Annotated in this window: 18 protein-coding genes; 12 read left to right on the forward strand and 6 right to left on the reverse strand. The window is 59.7% G+C overall.

Features of this window, described 5'->3' with window-relative positions:
• Positions 1-24: 24 nt before the first annotated feature.
• The gene (locus HSW_RS20780) at positions 25-807 is read right to left on the reverse strand and encodes an SDR family NAD(P)-dependent oxidoreductase (protein WP_081768536.1); all 783 of its coding nucleotides are present in this window, start codon (positions 805-807) and stop codon (positions 25-27) included.
• A 112-nt stretch (positions 808-919) separates the two neighbouring features.
• Complete coding sequence (locus HSW_RS20785; RefSeq protein ID WP_044003670.1) at positions 920-1,735, reverse strand: phytanoyl-CoA dioxygenase family protein; 816 nt, start codon at positions 1,733-1,735, stop codon at positions 920-922.
• 228 nt (positions 1,736-1,963) lie between these two features.
• Here HSW_RS20785 and HSW_RS20790 point away from each other — a divergent pair, with 228 nt between their 5' ends.
• The 5 genes from HSW_RS20790 to HSW_RS20810 all read left to right on the forward strand — a co-directional run bounded on the left by HSW_RS20790 (position 1,964) and on the right by HSW_RS20810 (position 6,286).
• The gene (locus tag HSW_RS20790; protein ID WP_044003672.1) at positions 1,964-2,758 is read left to right on the forward strand and encodes a WG repeat-containing protein; all 795 of its coding nucleotides are present in this window, start codon (positions 1,964-1,966) and stop codon (positions 2,756-2,758) included.
• A 151-nt stretch (positions 2,759-2,909) separates the two neighbouring features.
• Complete coding sequence (locus HSW_RS23210) at positions 2,910-3,671, forward strand: energy transducer TonB (protein ID WP_052346700.1); 762 nt, start codon at positions 2,910-2,912, stop codon at positions 3,669-3,671.
• The gene (locus tag HSW_RS20800; RefSeq protein ID WP_044003673.1) at positions 3,664-4,176 is read left to right on the forward strand and encodes an energy transducer TonB; all 513 of its coding nucleotides are present in this window, start codon (positions 3,664-3,666) and stop codon (positions 4,174-4,176) included. Before HSW_RS23210 ends, HSW_RS20800 begins: the two co-directional genes overlap by 8 nt.
• Positions 4,177-4,340: 164 nt before the next feature.
• A complete protein-coding gene (locus tag HSW_RS25225) occupies positions 4,341-4,631 on the forward strand; it encodes an energy transducer TonB (RefSeq protein ID WP_394332391.1) in 291 nt (96 codons plus the stop codon).
• A 98-nt stretch (positions 4,632-4,729) separates the two neighbouring features.
• Positions 4,730-6,286, forward strand: coding sequence for a hydroxymethylglutaryl-CoA reductase (locus tag HSW_RS20810; RefSeq protein WP_044003674.1), 1,557 nt, complete (start codon positions 4,730-4,732; stop codon positions 6,284-6,286).
• A 106-nt stretch (positions 6,287-6,392) separates the two neighbouring features.
• Here HSW_RS20810 and HSW_RS20815 read toward each other — a convergent pair whose 3' ends face one another.
• Entirely contained in the window at positions 6,393-6,923 is a 531-nt protein-coding gene (locus HSW_RS20815) for a hypothetical protein (RefSeq protein ID WP_044003675.1), read from the reverse strand.
• 164 nt (positions 6,924-7,087) lie between these two features.
• A complete protein-coding gene (locus HSW_RS20820) occupies positions 7,088-8,296 on the reverse strand; it encodes a homogentisate 1,2-dioxygenase (RefSeq protein ID WP_044003676.1) in 1,209 nt (402 codons plus the stop codon).
• Between the two features lie 196 nt (positions 8,297-8,492).
• Here HSW_RS20820 and HSW_RS20825 point away from each other — a divergent pair, with 196 nt between their 5' ends.
• Positions 8,493-9,479 carry a transglutaminase-like domain-containing protein gene (locus HSW_RS20825; protein ID WP_044003678.1) on the forward strand — a complete coding sequence of 329 codons (987 nt, stop codon included), beginning with the start codon at positions 8,493-8,495 and terminating at the stop codon, positions 9,477-9,479.
• Positions 9,480-9,626: 147 nt separating this feature from the next.
• On the opposite strand, the gene HSW_RS20830 is transcribed toward HSW_RS20825, so the two are convergent.
• Positions 9,627-10,298, reverse strand: coding sequence for a hypothetical protein (locus tag HSW_RS20830; RefSeq protein ID WP_155833089.1), 672 nt, complete (start codon positions 10,296-10,298; stop codon positions 9,627-9,629).
• A 142-nt stretch (positions 10,299-10,440) separates the two neighbouring features.
• Positions 10,441-12,123 carry a S41 family peptidase gene (locus tag HSW_RS20835; protein ID WP_044003682.1) on the reverse strand — a complete coding sequence of 561 codons (1,683 nt, stop codon included), beginning with the start codon at positions 12,121-12,123 and terminating at the stop codon, positions 10,441-10,443.
• 424 nt (positions 12,124-12,547) lie between these two features.
• Here HSW_RS20835 and ruvX point away from each other — a divergent pair, with 424 nt between their 5' ends.
• From ruvX to HSW_RS20865, 6 genes are all read left to right on the forward strand, one after another.
• On the forward strand, positions 12,548-12,958 hold the full coding sequence (gene ruvX, locus HSW_RS20840) for a Holliday junction resolvase RuvX (protein WP_044003684.1): 411 nt from the start codon (positions 12,548-12,550) through the stop codon (positions 12,956-12,958).
• Positions 12,955-13,554 (forward strand): peptide deformylase, encoded by a 600-nt coding sequence (def, locus tag HSW_RS20845; RefSeq protein WP_044003685.1) that lies wholly within the window; start codon positions 12,955-12,957, stop codon positions 13,552-13,554. Before ruvX ends, def begins: the two co-directional genes overlap by 4 nt.
• A gap of 129 nt (positions 13,555-13,683) precedes the next feature.
• Entirely contained in the window at positions 13,684-14,439 is a 756-nt protein-coding gene (locus HSW_RS20850) for a DUF4241 domain-containing protein (RefSeq protein WP_081768537.1), read from the forward strand.
• Positions 14,440-14,461: 22 nt separating this feature from the next.
• Complete coding sequence (locus HSW_RS20855) at positions 14,462-15,439, forward strand: zinc dependent phospholipase C family protein (RefSeq protein ID WP_081768538.1); 978 nt, start codon at positions 14,462-14,464, stop codon at positions 15,437-15,439.
• Between the two features lie 191 nt (positions 15,440-15,630).
• Complete coding sequence (locus HSW_RS20860; RefSeq protein WP_044003687.1) at positions 15,631-16,002, forward strand: DMT family protein; 372 nt, start codon at positions 15,631-15,633, stop codon at positions 16,000-16,002.
• A 240-nt stretch (positions 16,003-16,242) separates the two neighbouring features.
• Positions 16,243-18,585, forward strand: coding sequence for a patatin-like phospholipase family protein (locus tag HSW_RS20865; RefSeq protein ID WP_052346702.1), 2,343 nt, complete (start codon positions 16,243-16,245; stop codon positions 18,583-18,585).
• Positions 18,586-18,788: the final 203 nt, after the last annotated feature.

The raw sequence follows: 18,788 nt of genomic DNA on the forward strand, positions 1-18,788 counted from the left end.
TTCATCACTTCACCTTCCAGTTCTTCACTTCAGATGCTTCTCATAGATGCTGGCGGCAATGCGTTCCGTCAGGCTTTTGGGCACGAAGCTGGTGAGGGCGGCGGATACCTTATTCAGGGCGCCGGGAATAAGTTCGGCCTCGCCGGCCAGCAGGGCCGTGATGCCGGCCCGGGCCACCTGCTCGGGCGTCATCGACACCTTGTTGGCGGTGGCCTGCAAATCGGCGTTCATACCGGCGCGGTCGGCGAAATCGGTGGTGGTGGCGCCGGGGCTGAGGCAGGTGACGGATACGCTGGTTTCGCGCAGCTCGTAGCGCAGCCCCCGGCTGAAGCTGAGCAGAAACGCCTTGCTGGCCGCGTAGAGCGTGAGCGTGGGCACGGCCTGGTAGGCGGCGGTGCTGGCCACGTTCAGAATATACGCCTTTGGCTGGCGGCGCAGCATGGGCAGCAGCGCGTGCGTCAGCTCCACGGGCAGGTGCATGTTGAGCCGGAGCATGTTCTGTTGCTGCTCCAGCGGTAGCTCCTCAAACCGGCCCCAGAGGCCGTAGCCCGCGTTGTTCACCAGCACGGCCAGTTCCGGTGCCTGTGTTGTAGCCCAAGCCGAGAGCTGAGCAGCCGCGCCGGGCGCGGCCAGATCCAGCGGCAGCACCCGCGCCTGCTGGCCCAGCTGCCGGACCTCGGCGGCGGCCTGCTCCAGCTGATCTTCCGAGCGGGCGGTGAGCAGCACATCGTAGCCGCGCCGGGCCAGATCCAAGGCTATAGCCCGCCCAATGCCGCGCGAGGCGCCGGTGATAAGTGCTGTTTTCACAATTTGTTGATGGACTGGTGGATGGCCGAATTGCTAGATGGTTGAACTGCTGAATAGGAAAACGATTCTATATGCTAAAAGATGGACCGTTCACCCATTCAGCAATTCAACCCTATTTAACCAAGTGTAAGAACCGCAGGTAGAACGGGGTAGGGCTGTTTTCGTGCTTGGGCTCGTACTTGCCGGCAATGATGGGTACGTACATCACACGGCGGCGCGACACCTCGCCCACCAGCGGCGACTGCGCTACGCGGTGCCACATGCGGCCGTCGTGTACGGTCAGGTCGCCGGGCTCGGTTCCCACGGCTATTTCGTGGTCGTCGGGGCCTACGTCTTTGTAGTACTTCTTGCGGAACAGGATGTCGCGCAGGCTCTGGCGGTGGGTGCCGGGAATCACGCGCAGGCCGCCATTGGTGGCGGGCGTGCCATCGAGGTGGACGCCCACGTTCAGCATCGGCCCGATTTTCTTGCCGTAGAACACGTCCCGCAGGGAATCGGTGTGCCAGCCCATTTGCGAAAACTCCGAGCCCGGCACGTTCACGTAGTGGTTAATCACGAGGCCATCTTTCTCATTTTCCCCCACCCGGCCGCCGTTGGCTTCCAGCAGCGGAAACAACGCCCGAAAGCGCGGATCCTGCAGGAAATCGTGCAGCACCGGGCTATGGTGTGAGGCAAAGGCAAACCGTTGTACAATGGGCGAGCCGTCCACGTCGCGGCCGTATTTGATGGGTACGCCGTTGACCTTCTTCACGTCTTCGACCAGCCAGCGGCGCTGCACATCTTCGGAGGCGCGCAGCAGATCGGCTACGGTAGCCGGCGAGATAAAGCCCCGGAAATGCAGAAAACCATTGCGTTGAAAAAAATCCAGCTGTTCGGGAGTTAGGCTTTCGCCCAGCGTAAAACGCGGATACTGTTGTTGAGGGGACATAAGCAGAGGCGGTTCAGATAACGCGCCTGATGAGGCAGGGGCAAAGATACGACGCCAAACCGGCCGATTGACATGAATCGTCAACTCGCGGCGGCCCGGCTCCGGCCCGCAAGATGAACGGTGGCCGGTGAAGAACGAGTGAACCAAACCGCAAAGCGGACTTATGGTTTTGCCGGGGTTGCGTACCTTAGCCGGGTATAGCCGGTGCTCTCCCAACCCTCGTTGCGCATGAAACGACTTCTGCTTCCGGTGCTGCTGCTGCTGAGCGTGGTAGCTGCGCCCGCCGGGCAGGCCCAGACCGCGCCGGCCCGCCTCGTGCCGTTTCGGCAGGGTACCCGCTGGGGCTACGCCGACCACACCCGCCGGCTGGTGCTGCCTGCCCGCTTCGATGAGGCCGGTCCCTTCGTGGAGGAAATTGCCTGGGTGCGCCTGGGCCAGCTCTACGGCTACATTGATGGCGGCGGCAACCCCGTGACGCCGCTGCAGTACACCCGCGCCGGCAATTTCCGCCAGGGCCGGGCTACCGTGGAGCTTAGCGGCGAAACCTTTACCATTGGCGTAAGCGGCCGCCGCCTCACCGAGCCTGCCCTGCCCGAACCCGAGGAAGATCCGCTGGAACAGGGCGACGTGGTGCGCAAGGACGGCAAAGTAGGGTTCCGTTTCACGGTAGGCACGGCCTCGGTGCCGGCCATTTACGATGAAATCCGGGACAACTACAACGGACTGCTCTTTGTGCGCGTGGCCGATAAGTGGGGCATTATCAACGGCCGGGGCAAGCTTGTGCAGCCAGTGCAGTACCAAACCATCCGGCTTACCGGCAACCTCGCGTTTCCGGTGGTGCAGCTGGCCGGCCTGTTCGGCTACCTCGATGCCGAGGGCAACCGCCTCACCGACCTCCGCTACCGCCAGGCCGAGCCGTTTGCCGAAGGCGTGGCCCGCGTACAACTCCCCGACGGCCAGTTCGGCTACGTAGATACCAGCGGCCGGGAATTCTGGGAAGAAGCCCCCACCAGCGGGCAGTAAACGGCGTATCTTCTGGCTGATTAAATCGTGGCCTCACCTCTGGGCACTTGACTGCCCGTGGCGTTACCACAGCAGCCGAACTTATTCATTGGCAACTATATGCGGGCGCGTTGCCGCATCGTTTACCTTCCGGATTCTACGCCTCGCTCCTATGCTATCCTTGCCCATCCTCAACGTCCGCCTGCGGGCCTGCGCCGAAGACTGGCAGCAGATGACGCCCGCCGCCCAGGGTCGCCACTGCCGCAGTTGTAGCCGCACCGTGCTCGACTTCACCGAGGCCACCCAACCGGAGCTGGAAGCCGCCTTTCGGCACTCCCCCGACGGCCGGTTGTGCGGGCGGTTCTGGCCCGACCAGCTGGCCCCGCAACCGCCGGCACCCTTGCCGCGCCGCGTGGCGCTGCGTCCCCGGCAGCGGAAGTTTCTGGTGGCGCTGCTGCTGGTGTGCGGGCTGGGCCTGTCGGCGCGGGAGGCGGTGGGGCAGGCTGCTCTTTGCTTTAAGCCGGGGCAAAATGAGCTATTTGAGCCACTTTCTGACTTAACGGCCGCTGCCATGGGATTAGAAAAGCCATCAACTGTTGAGCACTCTGCATCATTGCCATTTCTAGGAATGGTAGTAGAACAAATGCCGGAGTTTAAAGGCGGGCAAAAAGGCGTACTGTCCTTTCTGCAGCAGAACATGCGCTACCCCGAAGGTGCCACCTCTACAGGAAGAGTTTTGGTCACTTTTACTGTGGCGGCTGATGGCCGGGTAAAAGATGCCAGCATTGTGAAAGGCCTGGAACCACTGCTGGACCAGGAAGTGCTGCGAGTTATTAGAAAGATGCCGGCCTGGAACCCAGGAAACCAACAAGGTAAAGCGGTGGACGTGCGTTATACTTTACCTGTAACCTTTGCCTCCCAGGAAGATGAATAGCTTATCTCGTCTGCTGGTTATCCTGCTTGCTGTTCTTTTCTACCAAACCGTGGCCGCGCAGGAACTTGCGGACACCGTTGGATTGCGTAGCAAGCCGCTAGAATTAAAGATTGAACCGCTGGCCGAAGATGGGTTATCAGGCGTTATCACCCTCGAAACGTACCAAGCCATTGGCAAGGGCGGGCCGGTCATGATTTGCGAGGTGATGCCCACTTACCTCAAGCGCAACAAGAAAGACAACCTGCTGCTCTTCATCCAGCAGAATGTTCAATGGCCCAGCATGGGGTTACGCATGCAGGTTGAGGGTAAAGTACACGTTTCCTTTATAGTTGGCACTGATGGAAAAGTGTACCGAACGAAAGTGCTGAAGGGAATACATCCTGCCTTTGACGCAGAGGCATTGCGCGTAGTGCAGTTGCTGAATGGACATTTTTCGCCGGCTATCTGCGGTGGCATAGCCCGGCCACACGAGATGGTATTTCCTGTCTATTTCGCTTTCAAATGAAGACTGTATCGTTCACATGGGTCGGTTTGGCCCTGCTTTTCTTTGGTAGCCGCGCCTTTGCCCAGACAATCGAAGCGGTGGACACTACCGGACTGCACAGCACCCCCAGCGCGGAGGAATCATTTACACACACAACAGACTGTTGGGGGCCGGGAGAGAGAAGCATGCCAACCTTCATTGGAGGTGACACCGCACTTGTCAGCTTTCTGAACAAGCACGTCCGCTGGCCCAATAATCTACCCATAACAGTACGAGGGAAAGTGTACGTACGCTTCCTTGTAGATACCAAAGGAAACGTCAGAGATATAGCCGTAGTGCGCAGTCTGCATCCTGTGGCCGACGCGGAGGCAGTGCGGGCAACTCAGTTATTGAGCGGGCATTTCACACCTGGCACAGATAGCAACCACCAACCCATCGACTTCCTCTATACACTACCCATCTTTTTCAACCCGTAACCGCAGCAATACTGCTACTGTAAGACGAATATTCTTCGCTCTCCTAAAACCTTTCTATTTTCCCCGACCCGATTCCTTCATTCAACCGCGCCCGCCCTATGATTTTCACGCCCAGCCCCATGCTGCTTAAGCTGCTCTATACCCGCGGCAGCCTCCACAATACGCCCGAGGGCGTGGCTTTCAGCATCAAAAACCGCCTCGATACCGTGCGCATTACCCGCGTGGAGGCCGTGGTGCTGGATGGCAAGCGCATTGGCGTGGAAGAAATTGCCCTGGACCTGGGCGGGGGCGACGTGCGGCCCGCCACTACCTTCAACGCCGATGCCACGGGCTTCACGCTGCCGGTGGGGCAGTCGGCCACCTTCCACCTGCATACCGATCCGCTCAAGGAAGGCCTACACACGGTGCAGGTGCAGTTTTCCGCCGACCCATTTGGCGACCTGACGGTGGAAGTGGAAGACTCCATTGCCAACCTGCCGACCCAGGGCCACAAGATTCCGCGCTCCGACGCGGACGATTACGCCGACGAGGCCATCCGGGCGCGGCAGCAGTTTGCCGAGGAGTTTTCGGGTCAGCAGTTTCAGCACCTCAAGCACTACTCCTTCGATGCCCACGACCTGCAGGGCAACTGCGAGCATTTCACTGGCGTGGCCCAGATTCCGGTGGGGCTGGCCGGGCCGCTGCACGTCAACGGGGAGCACGCCCAGGGCGACTTTCTGATTCCGCTGGCCACCACCGAAGGCACGTTGGTAGCCAGCTACAACCGGGGCATTCAGCTCCTGAACCTCTGCGGCGGCGTAAAGTGCACCGTCATCGGCGACGCCATGCAGCGGGCCCCGGTATTCGTGTTCGACGATGCCCGCGGGGCCCGGGACTTCGGCCGGTGGGTAGAAGAGGAAATCGAGCGGATCCGGCCCGAGGCCGAAAGCACCTCCCGCGTGGCCAAGCTGCAATACATTGACACGTATCTGGCGGGCAAATTCGCCTACCTGCGCTTCAACTTCAGCACCGGCGACGCGGCCGGTCAGAACATGGTGGGCCGCGCTACCTTCGCGGCCTGCTCCTGGATTCTGGAAAACTACAAGGGCGCGCCCATCCGCCACTTCTACCTGGAAAGCAACTTCGCCACCGACAAAAAAGCCTCCCAGATCAACGTAATGCGCACCCGGGGCAAGCGTGTAGTAGCGGAAGCCGTTATAAAGCGCGACATTTTGCAGCAGCGGATGCGCGTGACGCCCGAGCAGCTGGCCTACCACGGGCAGGTAAGCAACGTGGGCGCGTTCATCTCGGGGGCCAACAACAACGGCGCGCACTCGGCCAACGGCATCACGGCCATGTTCATTGCCACCGGCCAGGATGTGGCCAACGTCTCCGAGTCGTCGGCCGGAGTACTCTACTCCGAAATCACCCCCGAGGGCGACCTGTACATCAGCATGACCATTCCCTCGCTGATTGTAGCCACCCACGGCGGCGGCACCGGCCTGGCCACCCAGAACGAATTTCTGCGTATGCTGGGCTGCGTAGGCCGGGGCACCGTCAACAAATTCGCCGAAATAGTGGCCGGCGTGGTGCTGGCGGGGGAGTTGAGCCTGGGCGCCGCCATCAGCAGCTCTGACTGGGTCAGCAGCCACGAGCAATACGGCCGAAACCGGTGATTTAGTGATTTAGTGATTTAGTGATTTAGTGAAAATGGTGAGTGGCCGTTCCATAGGCGCAGAATGCGCTAACAGAACGGCCACTCACCATTTCACTAAATCACCTTTACAGCGGGTCGGCGGTGACTTTGAAGCGGGAATCCGTGCGGATGGTAATGTCACGGCTGATAGGCTTGCGGATGCGGGCTTCCGTGGACAGCGTGTAGCTGCTGGCTTTCACGTAGGTATCCAGCTTCTCCTTGGTAGGCGTGAGCTGCAGCGTGCTGACGCCGGTAGGCACGTTATCCAGCGAGGCCAGCAGAATCCGGTCGTTGCTGTTGGTACTGATGTAAATGCTGATGCTCTGCAGGAAGTCGAAGTTTTCGGCGTTGGGGTCGGTGATGGTGAGCGTGAGGCGGTCGAGCTTCACGTCCTTCACCAGGTTGGCGCTGGTGTTTTCGTTTTTGAACTTCTCATCTGAGCGGGTAGGCACCGAGATGGGCGTGAGCGGCACCACCTGTCCGATGGGAAAGTTGCTGGCAATCTTTACCGACTGCGAATCCTCGATGTAGAAGGTTAGCAGATCGGCAATCTTGTCGCAGCTGCTTAGAAAGGCCACTACCAGAAGCACCGGGGCCAGAAACAAGATTTTTTTCATGGGTTTTGCAATTTTACCGAAGGTACGAAGTCTCTACTTTCCCGGTTTGTCCGACACCTTGGAGCTACGTATCTACCACGTAAACTGAGCAGCTTAGTCGATAAAACCAGAACCGGGACGCTAGTTGCCTAACGTCCCGGTTCTGGTTTTCGCGTGGTACGCGCCTAATCCATCATATCCGCCGCGCGGGGCGGGTCGGGCACGAAGCCGGGCTGCCAGCTCATGGGGTAGCGCGGGTCCACGTAGGGCAAAGCGGCTTCGGTGAGGTAGAGCGGCCGGAACGTGTCGAGCATTACGGCCAGCTCGTGGGTTTCCTTTTTGCCGATGCTGGCCTCCACGGTGCCGGGGTGCGGGCCGTGCGGGATACCGCTGGGATGCCAGGTAAACGAGGCCAGATCCACGCCCTTGCGCGACATGAAGTTACCCGCCACGTAGTACAGCACCTCGTCGGAATCGACGTTGGAATGGTTATAGGGAGCCGGAATAGCCAGCGGGTGGTAGTCGAACAAACGCGGCACGAAGGAGCAGATGACGAAGTTGTTCCCCTCGAACTGCTGGTGCACAGGTGGCGGCTGGTGGATGCGGCCGGTTATGGGCTCGAAATCGTGGATGCTGGTGGCGTAGGGGTAGAAGTAACCGTCCCAGCCCACCACGTCGAAAGGCGAGTGGCCGTACACCAGCGTGTGCAGCAGCCCGTCCTTCTTCACCCTCACCTCGTACTCGCCCGACTCGCGCACGTCATTCTCCACCAGCTCCGAGGGGCCGCGGAAGTCCCGCTCGCAGTAGGGCGCGTGCTCCAGCAGCTGCCCGAAGTGGTTGCGGTAGCGGCGGCAGGTTTCCACGGGGCTGAACGACTCGATGATGAGCAGGCGCACGGGGCCTTCCTCGAAGTGCATTTGGTGAATGATGGTGCGCGGAATCACCACGTAGTCGCCGGGCTCGAAGGCCAGCTTGCCCAGCTGGCTCCACAACTCGCCCCGGCCCTCGTGCACGAAAATCACCTCATCGGCCAGCGCGTTCTTGTAGTAGTAGTCCATGCGCGGCTCCGTGGGGTTACAGATGCTCATGGTCACGTCGGCGTTGCCGAGCAGGGTCTGGCGGGCCTGCAGGTAGTCGCCGCCGGTGCTGGTCTGGGCCAGGGTGCGCAGGTGGGCGGGCTCCAGTGGCCGGTCTTTCAGCAGCTTGGGGGCGAAGGGCTGGGGCTCCCCCACCTTCTTGATTTCGGTGGGTGCGTGCTTATGATAGAGCAGCGACGAGACGCCGTGAAAGCCCAGGGTGCCCACTAGCTGCTCGTGGTAGAGGGAGCCGTCGGGCTGGCGGAACTGGGTATGGCGCTTGCGCGGAATCTGGCCTAGGCGTTGATAGAAGGGCATACGGGTGGGAAATTTCGGGTGGGAAACAAGCGGAGGATGCCGGCTGGAAGATACAAGGTTTGCCGCTGACCTAGCGGCGCGAGCCGACGTGGGCTACCCGGCGCCGGCTACCGTACCTTTGCCGAGCATCGGGCCCGGCAACTTTTCCGGCTTGTTTAGACTTTTCCCGTTGCCCGGCCCATGCCTCTCCCCTGCTATGCTTTCGTTTCTGCTGCCTCTGCTCTCGTTTTTTGCTCCTGATGCTCCGGCCGCACCCGCGCCCCGCAGCCGCACATTCATCTTCGTGTACGCGGCTACCGTGCCGCCCCTGCCCGCTGGCACCGACTCGGTGGAGCTGTGGCTGCCGGTGCCCCACCCCGATGCTTCCCAGCAGGTCAGCGGCCTGACGGTGAAAACCACCGTGCCCTACACCGTGCGCACCGGCCAGTATGGTAACCAGCTGCTACACCTGAAAGTAGCCGCCGCACAGGCCGCCAACTTGCGGGTAGAAATGCAGCTGGAAGCCACCCGCCAGGAGCACCTCAACCCCTACCTGACCAGCCCCGCGCCCAAAAAAGCCCGCCGCGCCGAGGCCGCCGACCCCGACATGGCCCGCTGGCTTCAGCCCGACCGCCTCGTGCCGCTCGACGATAAAATCAAACAGTGGGCTCAGGAAGTCGTAACGAAAGCTCAGGCCAAAACCGACCTCGAAAAAGCCCGCGCCATCTATGAGCACGTGGTCAGCACCGTGACCTACGACAAAACCGGCCAGGGCTGGGGCCGGGGCGACATCTACTACGCCTGCGACGCCCGCCGCGGCAACTGCACCGATTTTCACGCCGTGTTTATCGGCTACTGCCGGGCCGTGGGCATTCCGGCGCGCTTCAGCATCGGGTTTCCGCTGCCGCCCGAGCGGGGGCAGGGCGAAATCAAGGGCTACCACTGCTGGGCCGAGTTCTACACGCCCGCCACGGGCTGGGTACCCGTGGATGCGTCCGAGGCCGCCAAAAACCCCGCCCGCCGCAACTACTTCTTCGGGGCCCACGACGAAAACCGCCTGGAGTTCACCCGGGGCCGCGACCTGGTGTTGTCGCCGCGTCAGGAAAGTGCCCCACTCAACTACTTCATCTACCCCTACGCCGAAGCCGATGGCAAGCCGCTGACAGGCATTCAGCAGACGTTTCGGTTTCAGGATGTGAAATAGAAATTTACCTGATATTCTAAGCAGCGCGAATGATTTCATCACGTAGCAGCTACTGTGCGATGCAGGCGGTAAAAGGCCACCCTCACACCATTTTGCGCGTCGGCAGCTTCGCGCTGGCAGCTGCAATCCTGGGCCATTGAGGTTTATTCAACGGATTTTGGATGCGGGCTTTTTCACAGGAGCTTCGCTACGTTGCCCACTAGGAAAGGGATTATAGGCCGCAAAGTGTGCCGCATCGAAGCCAGCTACTAAGATGATTGGGCGGCCGTATGTACTGCGGAGCGGAGCGTGAATAACAGCCGAAATATCAGGGCAAATGCCTTTTTCGGGAATATGAGCTGCATTATCAGCCCCGGTCCAGGGTGAACCATCGTAACGCCAGAAGCTACCTTCACCCACCATCACCTGTAGGTACGAACTTCCCTTTACTACAGGACGGAAACCATTATCAGGAGCGTAGGGAGCGAGAAAAAACAGCCCAATGGCATTTAACGGCAGACGTACCTCATTTCCATCAAATACCCCCATTCCCTCGTCGCCAACGGTGCCTCCCACCGTCAAGATTTCTACATATTTTCTTTGGCTGAATACGGGCTGCCCTTTAAATAGAGTATATACTTCTATCTTATTGGCGGTCATAATCATTTCATGTCGAGCATCCCAGAGCCCACGCCGTGCCACCACCCGCCCTTCCAGCACAATGGGTGCTCGGTCAGCGGTTTGTAAAAGATGAGTCCGTCCTTGCTCAATCGGTATTACCCGCTCACTGCGTATCTGCGCGAAACCATCCGTTGCTGCCAACAGCAAAGTAGCTAACATAAGTCGCACCATTTTCCACATAAACTCGATCAGAACAATACATCAGGCCCCTCGCTACAACGCTTGTTAGTCTTTACTTGACATAAACCGGCCCCTCGGTGGTATGCCGAGAGGCCGGTTTATTACCGAAAGCTCAGTGAGTCTACTTCTCCAGCAGCCCCAGCATCACGGGGTTATTGGGCTCCTGTACGGCTTTCAGGGCCTGCTGCATCTCGGCGTCATCCTGGTTCAGCACCTGGAAATAGGCCGACTTGCCGTAGGCGCTGCGGGCAATGAGGGCCTTGAGCTGGGTGCGCAGCAGCGGCGTGCTGCGGCGCAGACCCGCCGCATCGGCCGGTACGCCGTTCTGGGCGGCGCGGGCGGCCAGCTGCTGCAGCTGGGCATCTCCTATTTTGAACGTTTCTCTGAACTGCTCGAAGCGCAAAGCTTCCAGCTCATCTTTGTGCTCCTGGTAGTACGTGAGGGCAAATTCGCGCACCAGGTTCTGGCTTTGCAGGCGGGTATAGTAGGCCGAGTACGCCGAGGTGTCGCGGGGCACGAACAGGTCGGGCATGATGCCGCCGCCGCCGTACACGGTGCGGCCGTGGGCCGTGCGGTACTTCAATGAATCAGCAAAATGGATGCTGTCAGCGTGGAACAGCTCGCCGTGGCGCAGGCGGTTCTGCAGGTCCTTCTCGTACTCGCCCAACCCGCCGCGGTAGGATTTCTGGATGCTGCGGCCCGAGGGCGTGTAGTAGCGGGCAATGGTCAGGCGCAGCTCCGAGCCGTCGTTGAGGGCAATGGGCTGCTGTACTAAGCCCTTGCCGAAGGTGCGCCGGCCCACCAGCACGGCCCGGTCGTGGTCCTGCAGGGCACCGGCCAGCACTTCGGCGGCCGAGGCACTACCTTCATCCACCAGCACCACCAAAGAGCCTTCCTCAAACTCGCCGGCTACCCGCGAAAACGTCTGGGTGTCGTATTGGTCGCCCTTGCCGTCGGTGTACACAATCTTCTTGGTGCCCCCAATAAACTCATCGGCCATTTTGGTGGCGCGGTCAAGGTAGCCGCCGGGGTTGCCGCGCAAATCCAGCACGAGGCGCGTAAGGCCCTGGCGGCGCAAATCACCCAGAGCCGATTTGAACTCGTCATAGGTGCCGCTGGCAAAGCGGCTCACCTTGATGTAGCCGGTCTGGTTGTCTACCATATAGGCCACGTCCACTGAGGCGTTGGAAATGCGGTTGCGCGTTACCTGCACGCTCAAGGGGCGGGCTAGGCCGCGGCGGGTAATCTGGAGGGTGACGCTGGTGCCACGCGGGCCGCGCAGCTTCCCGAACATCTGCTCGGTGGTTAGGTGCACGCCCGATACCCGCTGCCCGTTCACGGCCAAGATCCGGTCGCCGGGCTGCAGGCCGGCCTGCTCGGCGGGACCTTCGCTAAGCGGCGCCACCACCGTAACAGTGTCGCGGAACAGATTGAATTCAACCCCGATGCCGTCGTAGTCGCTTTGCAGAAAGGAGGAGGCCTGCTGCTGCTGCTTGGCCGGAATGAATACCGAGTGCGGATCGAGGCGCTCCAGCATGCGGCTGATGGCGTAATCCGACAGCTCCTCGGCGTTTACCGAGTCCACGTAGTCGCGGTCCACGTAGCTGAGGATTTCTTTGAACTTTAAGTAGCCGCGGGCCGTGAGGTCGGGGTTCTGATCAGAAGGCCGGAACGGATTTGCTCCCAACAGGATACCGCAGGCCAGCATAAGGCCCAACAGCCACGGCTGACGCACCTGCCACCGGGAATTACGCGGGGTCGGCTCCGACGCGGGAAGCGGCGAGTCGTTCGGCTCGGTGGTCATAAAGCGTTGAGAGAGTAGTTGTTCAGTCGATAATCAGAAATCCACACTACGGACAGGTCTTCAAAACTATTGAAACTTTTCCAAGAAAGCCATGTCAGGCATAGAGGTATAGGCATTTTCCGATAACAGTACAATTTAATATTCATCCAAGTCAATTATCATCCAGTAGCAGCGGTTTTAACTGGCAATAAAAGGGCTTGATACTGAGCGTACTGCAAATATTATTTTATCATTTTAGAAAGGCGTGGCCATCTCGCCCAACGGGCCGGTTTCGCCGGTAAACTACGGTAACCACCCCGTTGCCAGATTGCGGTGGCCGGCTGGTGGATAACACCTTTCGGGGCGGGTGTCGTATCTTTGGGGCGCGGCTCCGGCTAACCGGCTGATTGGCCGCCGCTTGGCTTTCTACTTAGTTCTTTTTGCGATGGGCCGAATTCTTGCCATCGATTACGGCCACAAGCGCGTGGGGCTGGCCGTGACGGACCCGCTTCAACTCATCGCCACCCCGCTCGAAACCATTCACAGTCAGGATTTACTGACTTACCTCAAGGCCTACCACCAACGCGACCCGCTGGATGCCCTGGTGATTGGCATGCCCAAAAACCTCCAGAATGAGGCCACCGACTCGACCAGCGCCGTAGTGGGTGTGGTACGGCGGCTGCGTAAGGAATTCCCGGGCGTGCCCGTGCACGAAATTGACGAGCGGTTCACCTCCCGCATGGCCCACGCCGCCATGCTGGCCGGGGGCCTGGGCAAGAAAGACCGCCGCGACAAAGCAACCGTAGACAAGGTGGCCGCCACCATCATTCTGCAATCCTACCTCGAATCCCGATGATTTACCCCATTGTTGCCTTCGGCGACCCGGTTCTCAAAACACCCGCCAAATCCCTGGCTGCCGATTACTCTGCCACGGAGCTGAAGCAGATCATTGCCGACATGTACGACACCATGTACCACGCCAGCGGTGTGGGCCTGGCCGCGCCGCAGGTAGGCAAAAGTATCCGCCTGTTCGTTATCGATTCGACCCCGATGATGGATGAGGATGAAGAAGGGAACCCCATCGTGGAGGAGCCCACGGCTGGCCCGGTGAAGCGCGCCTTCATCAACCCCGTGATGGTCAGCGAAACCGGCGAGGAATGGGCGTTTGAAGAAGGCTGCCTGAGCATTCCGGGCGTACGGGAAAAAGTAGTGCGCCATGCCACCATCGTGCTGCGCTACGAGGACGAAAACCGGCAGCCGCACGAGGAAACCTTCACCGGCATGACCGCCCGCGTGATTCAGCACGAGTACGACCACTTGGAAGGCGTGCTGTTCACCGACTACGTATCGGGCCTGAAGAAGCAGTTGCTGAAGGGTAAGCTGGCCCGCATCAGCAAGGGCGACGTGAATGCCGATTACCGGATGCGCTTCGCGGGCCAGGGCCGACGGTAAGAGTAGGAGTCCAGCAGAGAAAAGTAAAAAGTCAACGTTCCACCGGTCATCCTTCATATGGCGTCCGCCTGCGAAGGATGACCGGTGGGGCGTTGACTTTTTGCTGTGACTTCCCCTATTTTAAGCTTGATGAGTTACCGATACTGCTACTGGATTTTTACCCTGTGTTTTCTACTTGTGGGTTGCCGAAAGTCAACAGAAGGGACTGTCCTCTCACCAGGTCGAGCTACGGTAAGCCGTTTGCCATATGAAGTGAAGGCGGAGCCGGCAGTGTTTGAGTCAGCTTTCTTTCCAGGCAAACAAGTCCAGCAGCATAGCAGTACCATCATCCTGCGCCAGCAGTTGCTGGGGAATCTACCCGTTTCATCAGGCCAACTGGTAGCTACAGACCCCATCACGCTATCTGCACAGACCCCATGTTTCACCACGCAGTTTCTGCGCGGCCGGTTTCCGGTAGAGCTGGCAATAGCCCGGTTCACAAGCGACGAACGGGTAGCATTTGCCCACGTTCTGTTTTCGGCTAAGCCCTTAGCCCGCTGGGAGTTGGCAGTGTTGCCGGGACAGTCACCATTGCCTGTCCGAGGGCCGGAATATTATGGCTATTTGGTGGACGGTGGCATGGCGCTGTTTCTGGATGCCGCCGATGTGAACCGGTTCAGCCACTTTATGGCGGATGAAGCCGCCGCCAAAAACCTGATGATTACCTGCTTTCATCTTGATAGTGCTGTACCTGTTCCCGGCTTTCTGTACGCCACTTCCCACGATACCCTTGCGGCATTTTCCACCGGCTTCGGGGACGGATCATACGCTACATATGTGGGCCTGGATGCGGAGAACCAGCCCTGCCGGCTACTAACCGATTTTCAGGTGCTTGCCTGGCAATAAGTCTTCCTCTATCTTATGCCGTATGACAGCTATCTACCGCTATTGTATTGCTACCCTGGGTTTTCTGGTTATGGCTTCCACGGCGCAAGCCTGGGGGTTTTTCGGGCATCGGCTGATTAACCGGCTGGCGGTGTACACGCTGCCGCCCGAAATGATTGGCTTCTATAAGGCCCACATCGACTACCTCACCGACAACGCCACCCGCCCCGATTCGCGTCGCTCGGTGGTACCCGGCGAGGCCCCACGCCACTTCCTAGATGTGGACGTGTACGGCGACTCAGCCCTGACCCGGCTGCCCCACTCCTATGCCGATGCGGTGGCGTTGCTGGGGGAAGATTCGTTGCTCCGCCACGGCATTGTGCCCTGGCAGGTGGCGCGCATGAAGGGCCAACTCACGGCCGCCTTCCAGGCCCACGATGCCGACCGGATTCTGCACCTCTCGGCCGATATGGGCCATTACGTGGCCGATGCCTGCGTGCCGCTGCACACTACCCACAACTACAACGGCCAGCTTACGGGCCAGCGCGGCATTCACGGCCTCTGGGAAAGCCGCCTGCCCGAGCTGCTCAGCAACGGCTACGACTTCTTCACTGGCCCCGCGCCTTACTTGGATAAACCGACGGACACTATTTGGGGAGCCGTGGCCCGCTCCAACGCCGCCGTCGATTCGGTATTGCGGTTTGAGCGGGAGCTGAGCCGAAAAACGCCTGAGGACCGCAAGCATAGTTTCGAGCAGCGCGGCAACCTCACGGTGCGCACCTACTCCCGCGACTTCGCCCGCGAGTACCACCAGCGTCTGAGCGGGCAAGTGGAGCGGCAGATGCGCTTGGCGCTACGGCTGGTGGGCGCGTTCTGGTACACAGCCTGGGTAGATGCCGGTCAACCCGACCTCGACCGGCTACCCCGTACGCCCTCCGAAAAGGAGCAGCAACGCCTCGCCCTCGAAGCCAAACAGCTGGACCAGGCTCCTGTGAAGACAGTGGCCGGCCACGATGAATAAAGTCAAAGAGAAAAAGTCAAACGCAAACGCCTGACTTAAGGCGGAAGAGCAAGCCCCGCTGCTATAGCAGAAACCTGATGGCCGATGTATCTGAAGCGCCCAGGCTGCGTATGGAAACCGCTTATCCGAGCTGCAGGCTTTCACCATGAAGCCAAACTGCGTGCTTTTATTTTTGACTTTAACCTCCCCTCATGAAAAGCCTGTACACCGTTCTGCTGCTCACCATTTCCAACCTGTTCATGACGTTTGCCTGGTACGGGCATCTGCAGTTCAAGAAAATCAGCTGGCTGCATGGGCTGGGACTGGTGGGCGTGATTCTGATTAGCTGGGGGCTGGCTTTTTTCGAGTACGTGTTTCAAGTGCCGGCCAACCGCATCGGGTTCGAGGAAAATGGCGGACCGTTCAACCTGTTTCAGCTCAAGGTGATTCAGGAAGTTATTTCGCTCACGGTGTTCACCATCTGCGCCGTGTATGTGTTCAAAACCGATAAGCTGGGCTGGAACCACCTGGCCGGCTTCGCGCTGCTGGTAGCGGCGGTGTACGTAATTTTCAAGAAGTGGTGAATTCGGGCCAGGCTGGGGTTGTAGCTCAGCGGACGCATTGCGGAGTTACACGGAGCCACCTTACAAGTTCAGCAGCAAAACCGAAATTTTACTGTCGTGCTTACATTGCCGGCCGGGCTCGCAGCCCCGTTAGCTGGGTAAGGATGCAGATAGGTCGAAACGGCGGCAACTCCCGCCCGCTATATGCGTAGGAAACGCGCCCCGTCTCGTGGGCTTTCCCTGTTTCTACCTGCTTGCTATATGCGAAAAACCTACCGTATCCTGCCACTGCTTTTGCTGTGGCTGCTGAGTTTTCATTCTCTGCAGGCCCAGCGTGTAGGCCTGGTACTAAGTGGTGGCGGGGCCAAAGGCCTCGCCCACGTAGGCGTGCTGAAAGTGCTGGAGAAAAACCGGATTCCCATCGACTACATCGTGGGTACCAGTATGGGCGCCATTGTGGGCGGCATGTACGCAGCTGGCTACTCACCCCGCGAAATCGAGGAAATTATCATGGCCCCGGCTTTCCAGACCTGGGTTTCGGGCCGGCCTTTGGAAGGCAAGGTGTTCAACTACTATGACACTGACCCCAGCCCCGCCGCCCTGCACCTGCGCCTGGCCCTCGACTCGACCCTGAAGGTGCGCGTGACACCCAAACTGGTGGACGACGTGACCCTGAACTACGTGTTGGCCACCATGCTGGCCCCGGCCGGTGCCATTTCGGGCTACGATTTCAACAAGCTGCTGGTACCGTATCGGGCCGTGGCCTCGGAGGTGTTTACCCGCGAGAAAGTGGTGCAGCGTAGCGGCTCCCTCTCCGATGCCGTGCGCAACTCGATGGCCTTTCCGCTGGCCTTCCGGCCCATCCGACAGCCCGACGGCCGCTACCTGTTCGACGGGGCTGTGGTGGATAACTTTCCTACCGGCGTGATGCGCGAGGAGTTCAAGCCCGATGTCATCATCGGGGTGAATGTGGGCGACGTGGCCTTCAGTAAATATCCCAAGCAACGGGATGATGAACTGCTGACCAGCACGCTCCTGTTCCTGGGCTCCAATGTGGCCGATACTACTTCGGTGGGCCCCAATGGCATCTTTATCCAGCCCAAGCTGGGTGATATTACGGCGGCCGATTTCGGTCAGGTGAAACAACTAGTGACCCTGGGTATCCAGGCCACCGAAGAAAAGCTGGCTCTGATTCAGCGGCGCATTACGCGCCGCGAGGATACGGTGGCGCTGCAGGCCCGGCGCCGGGCGTTTCAGGAGCGGGCTCCGCGCCCCGAGTTCAAACAGGTGAATGTGCAGGGCATTCCGGAAGTACAGCAGACGTTTGTGCGCCGGTTCTTTCAGCGCAGCGGCTCCAACTACTCGCCCGCCGATATTGAGGAAGGCTACTACCGCCTAGTGAACAACGACTTCTTCAACAACGTGTACCCGCGCATCCGCTACGACCAGCAGAAGCAGGGCTACACGCTGAACGTGGACGCCCGCCAGAACTCCAACCTCACTACCGACCTGGGCGTGCTGCTCTCGACCCGCTCGATGAGCAACTTCTACCTCGGGGCCAGCTACCGTTACCTCAACCGCTACCTTTACACCATTAAGGCCGATGCCACCATCGGGCGGTTCTACAACGGGGCGCGGGGCTCGTTCCGGGTGAGCGTGCCAGGCAATATTCCGGTTTACTTTGAGCCGACGGTTGTTTTCAACAACTTCAACTACCAAGATACCGGTGGCCTGCTCGGCAATGGTAAAGCGGCCCAGAACACCCAGCTTCAGCAGCGCGACCTGAAGACGTTCCTGCAGGTGGGCATAAGCCCCAACTACCGCAGCCGCTATGTGCTCAGCGGTGGCCTATTCACCAACCGCGACAATTTTGCCAATACCGACGCTATCCGTACTGATGATAAGCTGGACCAGAGCCGGTTTCAGGGCGGTACGGCGTCCCTCAAGTTTGAGCGCAACTCGCTCAACCGCCGCCAGTACGCCACCACCGGCCGCCGCGTGGACCTGAGCTTCCGGGGCGTGACGGGCCGGGAAAAGTACGAGCCCGGCTCCACAGCCGGCGACTTGGTGGAGCGCAACCGCAACCACCAGTGGCTGAAGGCCAACCTGTTCATGGAGCAGTATTTCAACCTGAACAAAGTGGATACGGTGGGCGCACGCACCAACGCCTGGGGCTTTATGGTGGATCTGATGGCCAGCACGCAGGGCAGTTTCTCTACCTACCGCTCTTCGCTTACCAACTCTTCCACCTTCCTGCCCCTGCCCGATTCGCGCACCATTTTCCTGGACCGCTACCGGGGCACGGCCTACGCCGCCGCCGGCCTGCGCTACGTGAAGGCTGTGGTGGGGTCTTTGGAATGGCGCACCGAGGGCTACCTCCACACTTTGGTGCGGCCCTGGGAGCGGCGCGAGGACAACTCCCTGCTGGCCAAGCGCGGCGACATCATTACCCGCCCCTACCTCACCCTCATGACGGGCTTCCAGTACCAGACGCCTGTTGGGCCGGCCGCTTTGCAGTTCATCCACTACGACGAGAAAGACCACCAATTCGGCGTCTTCGCCCATATCGGCTTCGTCCTGTTCCGCGACCGGTCGTTAGACTAAACGGTGAAATGATGAGTTGTCACGGCGAGGAGGCACGACATTCCGCGCATCCAGCAGCGTCAATTCTTCCTCTTCCAAACGCTAAATACTGACCTATTCAAAAGCCCCTGACGCCAGCACGGACGTCAGGGGCTTTCTGCATTTCAGAACTTTGTGCTGCGGAGAGGACGAATTGACGCTACTGGATGCGCGGAATGTCGTGC

Source organism: Hymenobacter swuensis DY53 (genome assembly GCF_000576555.1).
Taxonomy (GTDB): Bacteria; Bacteroidota; Bacteroidia; order Cytophagales; family Hymenobacteraceae; genus Hymenobacter; species Hymenobacter swuensis.

Bases quoted from the DNA above. Each gene is read 5' to 3' on its own strand.
- HSW_RS20785 (WP_044003670.1), bottom strand. From the start codon at position 1,735: ATGTCCCCTCAACAACAGTATCCGCGTTTTACGCTGGGCGAAAGCCTA.
- HSW_RS20790 (WP_044003672.1), top strand. From the start codon at position 1,964: ATGAAACGACTTCTGCTTCCGGTGCTGCTGCTGCTGAGCGTGGTAGCT.
- HSW_RS23210 (WP_052346700.1), top strand. From the start codon at position 2,910: ATGCTATCCTTGCCCATCCTCAACGTCCGCCTGCGGGCCTGCGCCGAA.
- HSW_RS20800 (WP_044003673.1), top strand. From the start codon at position 3,664: ATGAATAGCTTATCTCGTCTGCTGGTTATCCTGCTTGCTGTTCTTTTC.
- HSW_RS25225 (WP_394332391.1), top strand. From the start codon at position 4,341: ATGCCAACCTTCATTGGAGGTGACACCGCACTTGTCAGCTTTCTGAAC.
- HSW_RS20810 (WP_044003674.1), top strand. From the start codon at position 4,730: ATGATTTTCACGCCCAGCCCCATGCTGCTTAAGCTGCTCTATACCCGC.
- HSW_RS20815 (WP_044003675.1), bottom strand. From the start codon at position 6,923: ATGAAAAAAATCTTGTTTCTGGCCCCGGTGCTTCTGGTAGTGGCCTTT.
- HSW_RS20820 (WP_044003676.1), bottom strand. From the start codon at position 8,296: ATGCCCTTCTATCAACGCCTAGGCCAGATTCCGCGCAAGCGCCATACC.
- HSW_RS20825 (WP_044003678.1), top strand. From the start codon at position 8,493: ATGCTTTCGTTTCTGCTGCCTCTGCTCTCGTTTTTTGCTCCTGATGCT.
- HSW_RS20830 (WP_155833089.1), bottom strand. From the start codon at position 10,298: ATGTTAGCTACTTTGCTGTTGGCAGCAACGGATGGTTTCGCGCAGATA.
- HSW_RS20835 (WP_044003682.1), bottom strand. From the start codon at position 12,123: ATGACCACCGAGCCGAACGACTCGCCGCTTCCCGCGTCGGAGCCGACC.
- ruvX (WP_044003684.1), top strand. From the start codon at position 12,548: ATGGGCCGAATTCTTGCCATCGATTACGGCCACAAGCGCGTGGGGCTG.
- def (WP_044003685.1), top strand. From the start codon at position 12,955: ATGATTTACCCCATTGTTGCCTTCGGCGACCCGGTTCTCAAAACACCC.
- HSW_RS20850 (WP_081768537.1), top strand. From the start codon at position 13,684: ATGAGTTACCGATACTGCTACTGGATTTTTACCCTGTGTTTTCTACTT.
- HSW_RS20855 (WP_081768538.1), top strand. From the start codon at position 14,462: ATGACAGCTATCTACCGCTATTGTATTGCTACCCTGGGTTTTCTGGTT.
- HSW_RS20860 (WP_044003687.1), top strand. From the start codon at position 15,631: ATGAAAAGCCTGTACACCGTTCTGCTGCTCACCATTTCCAACCTGTTC.
- HSW_RS20865 (WP_052346702.1), top strand. From the start codon at position 16,243: ATGCGAAAAACCTACCGTATCCTGCCACTGCTTTTGCTGTGGCTGCTG.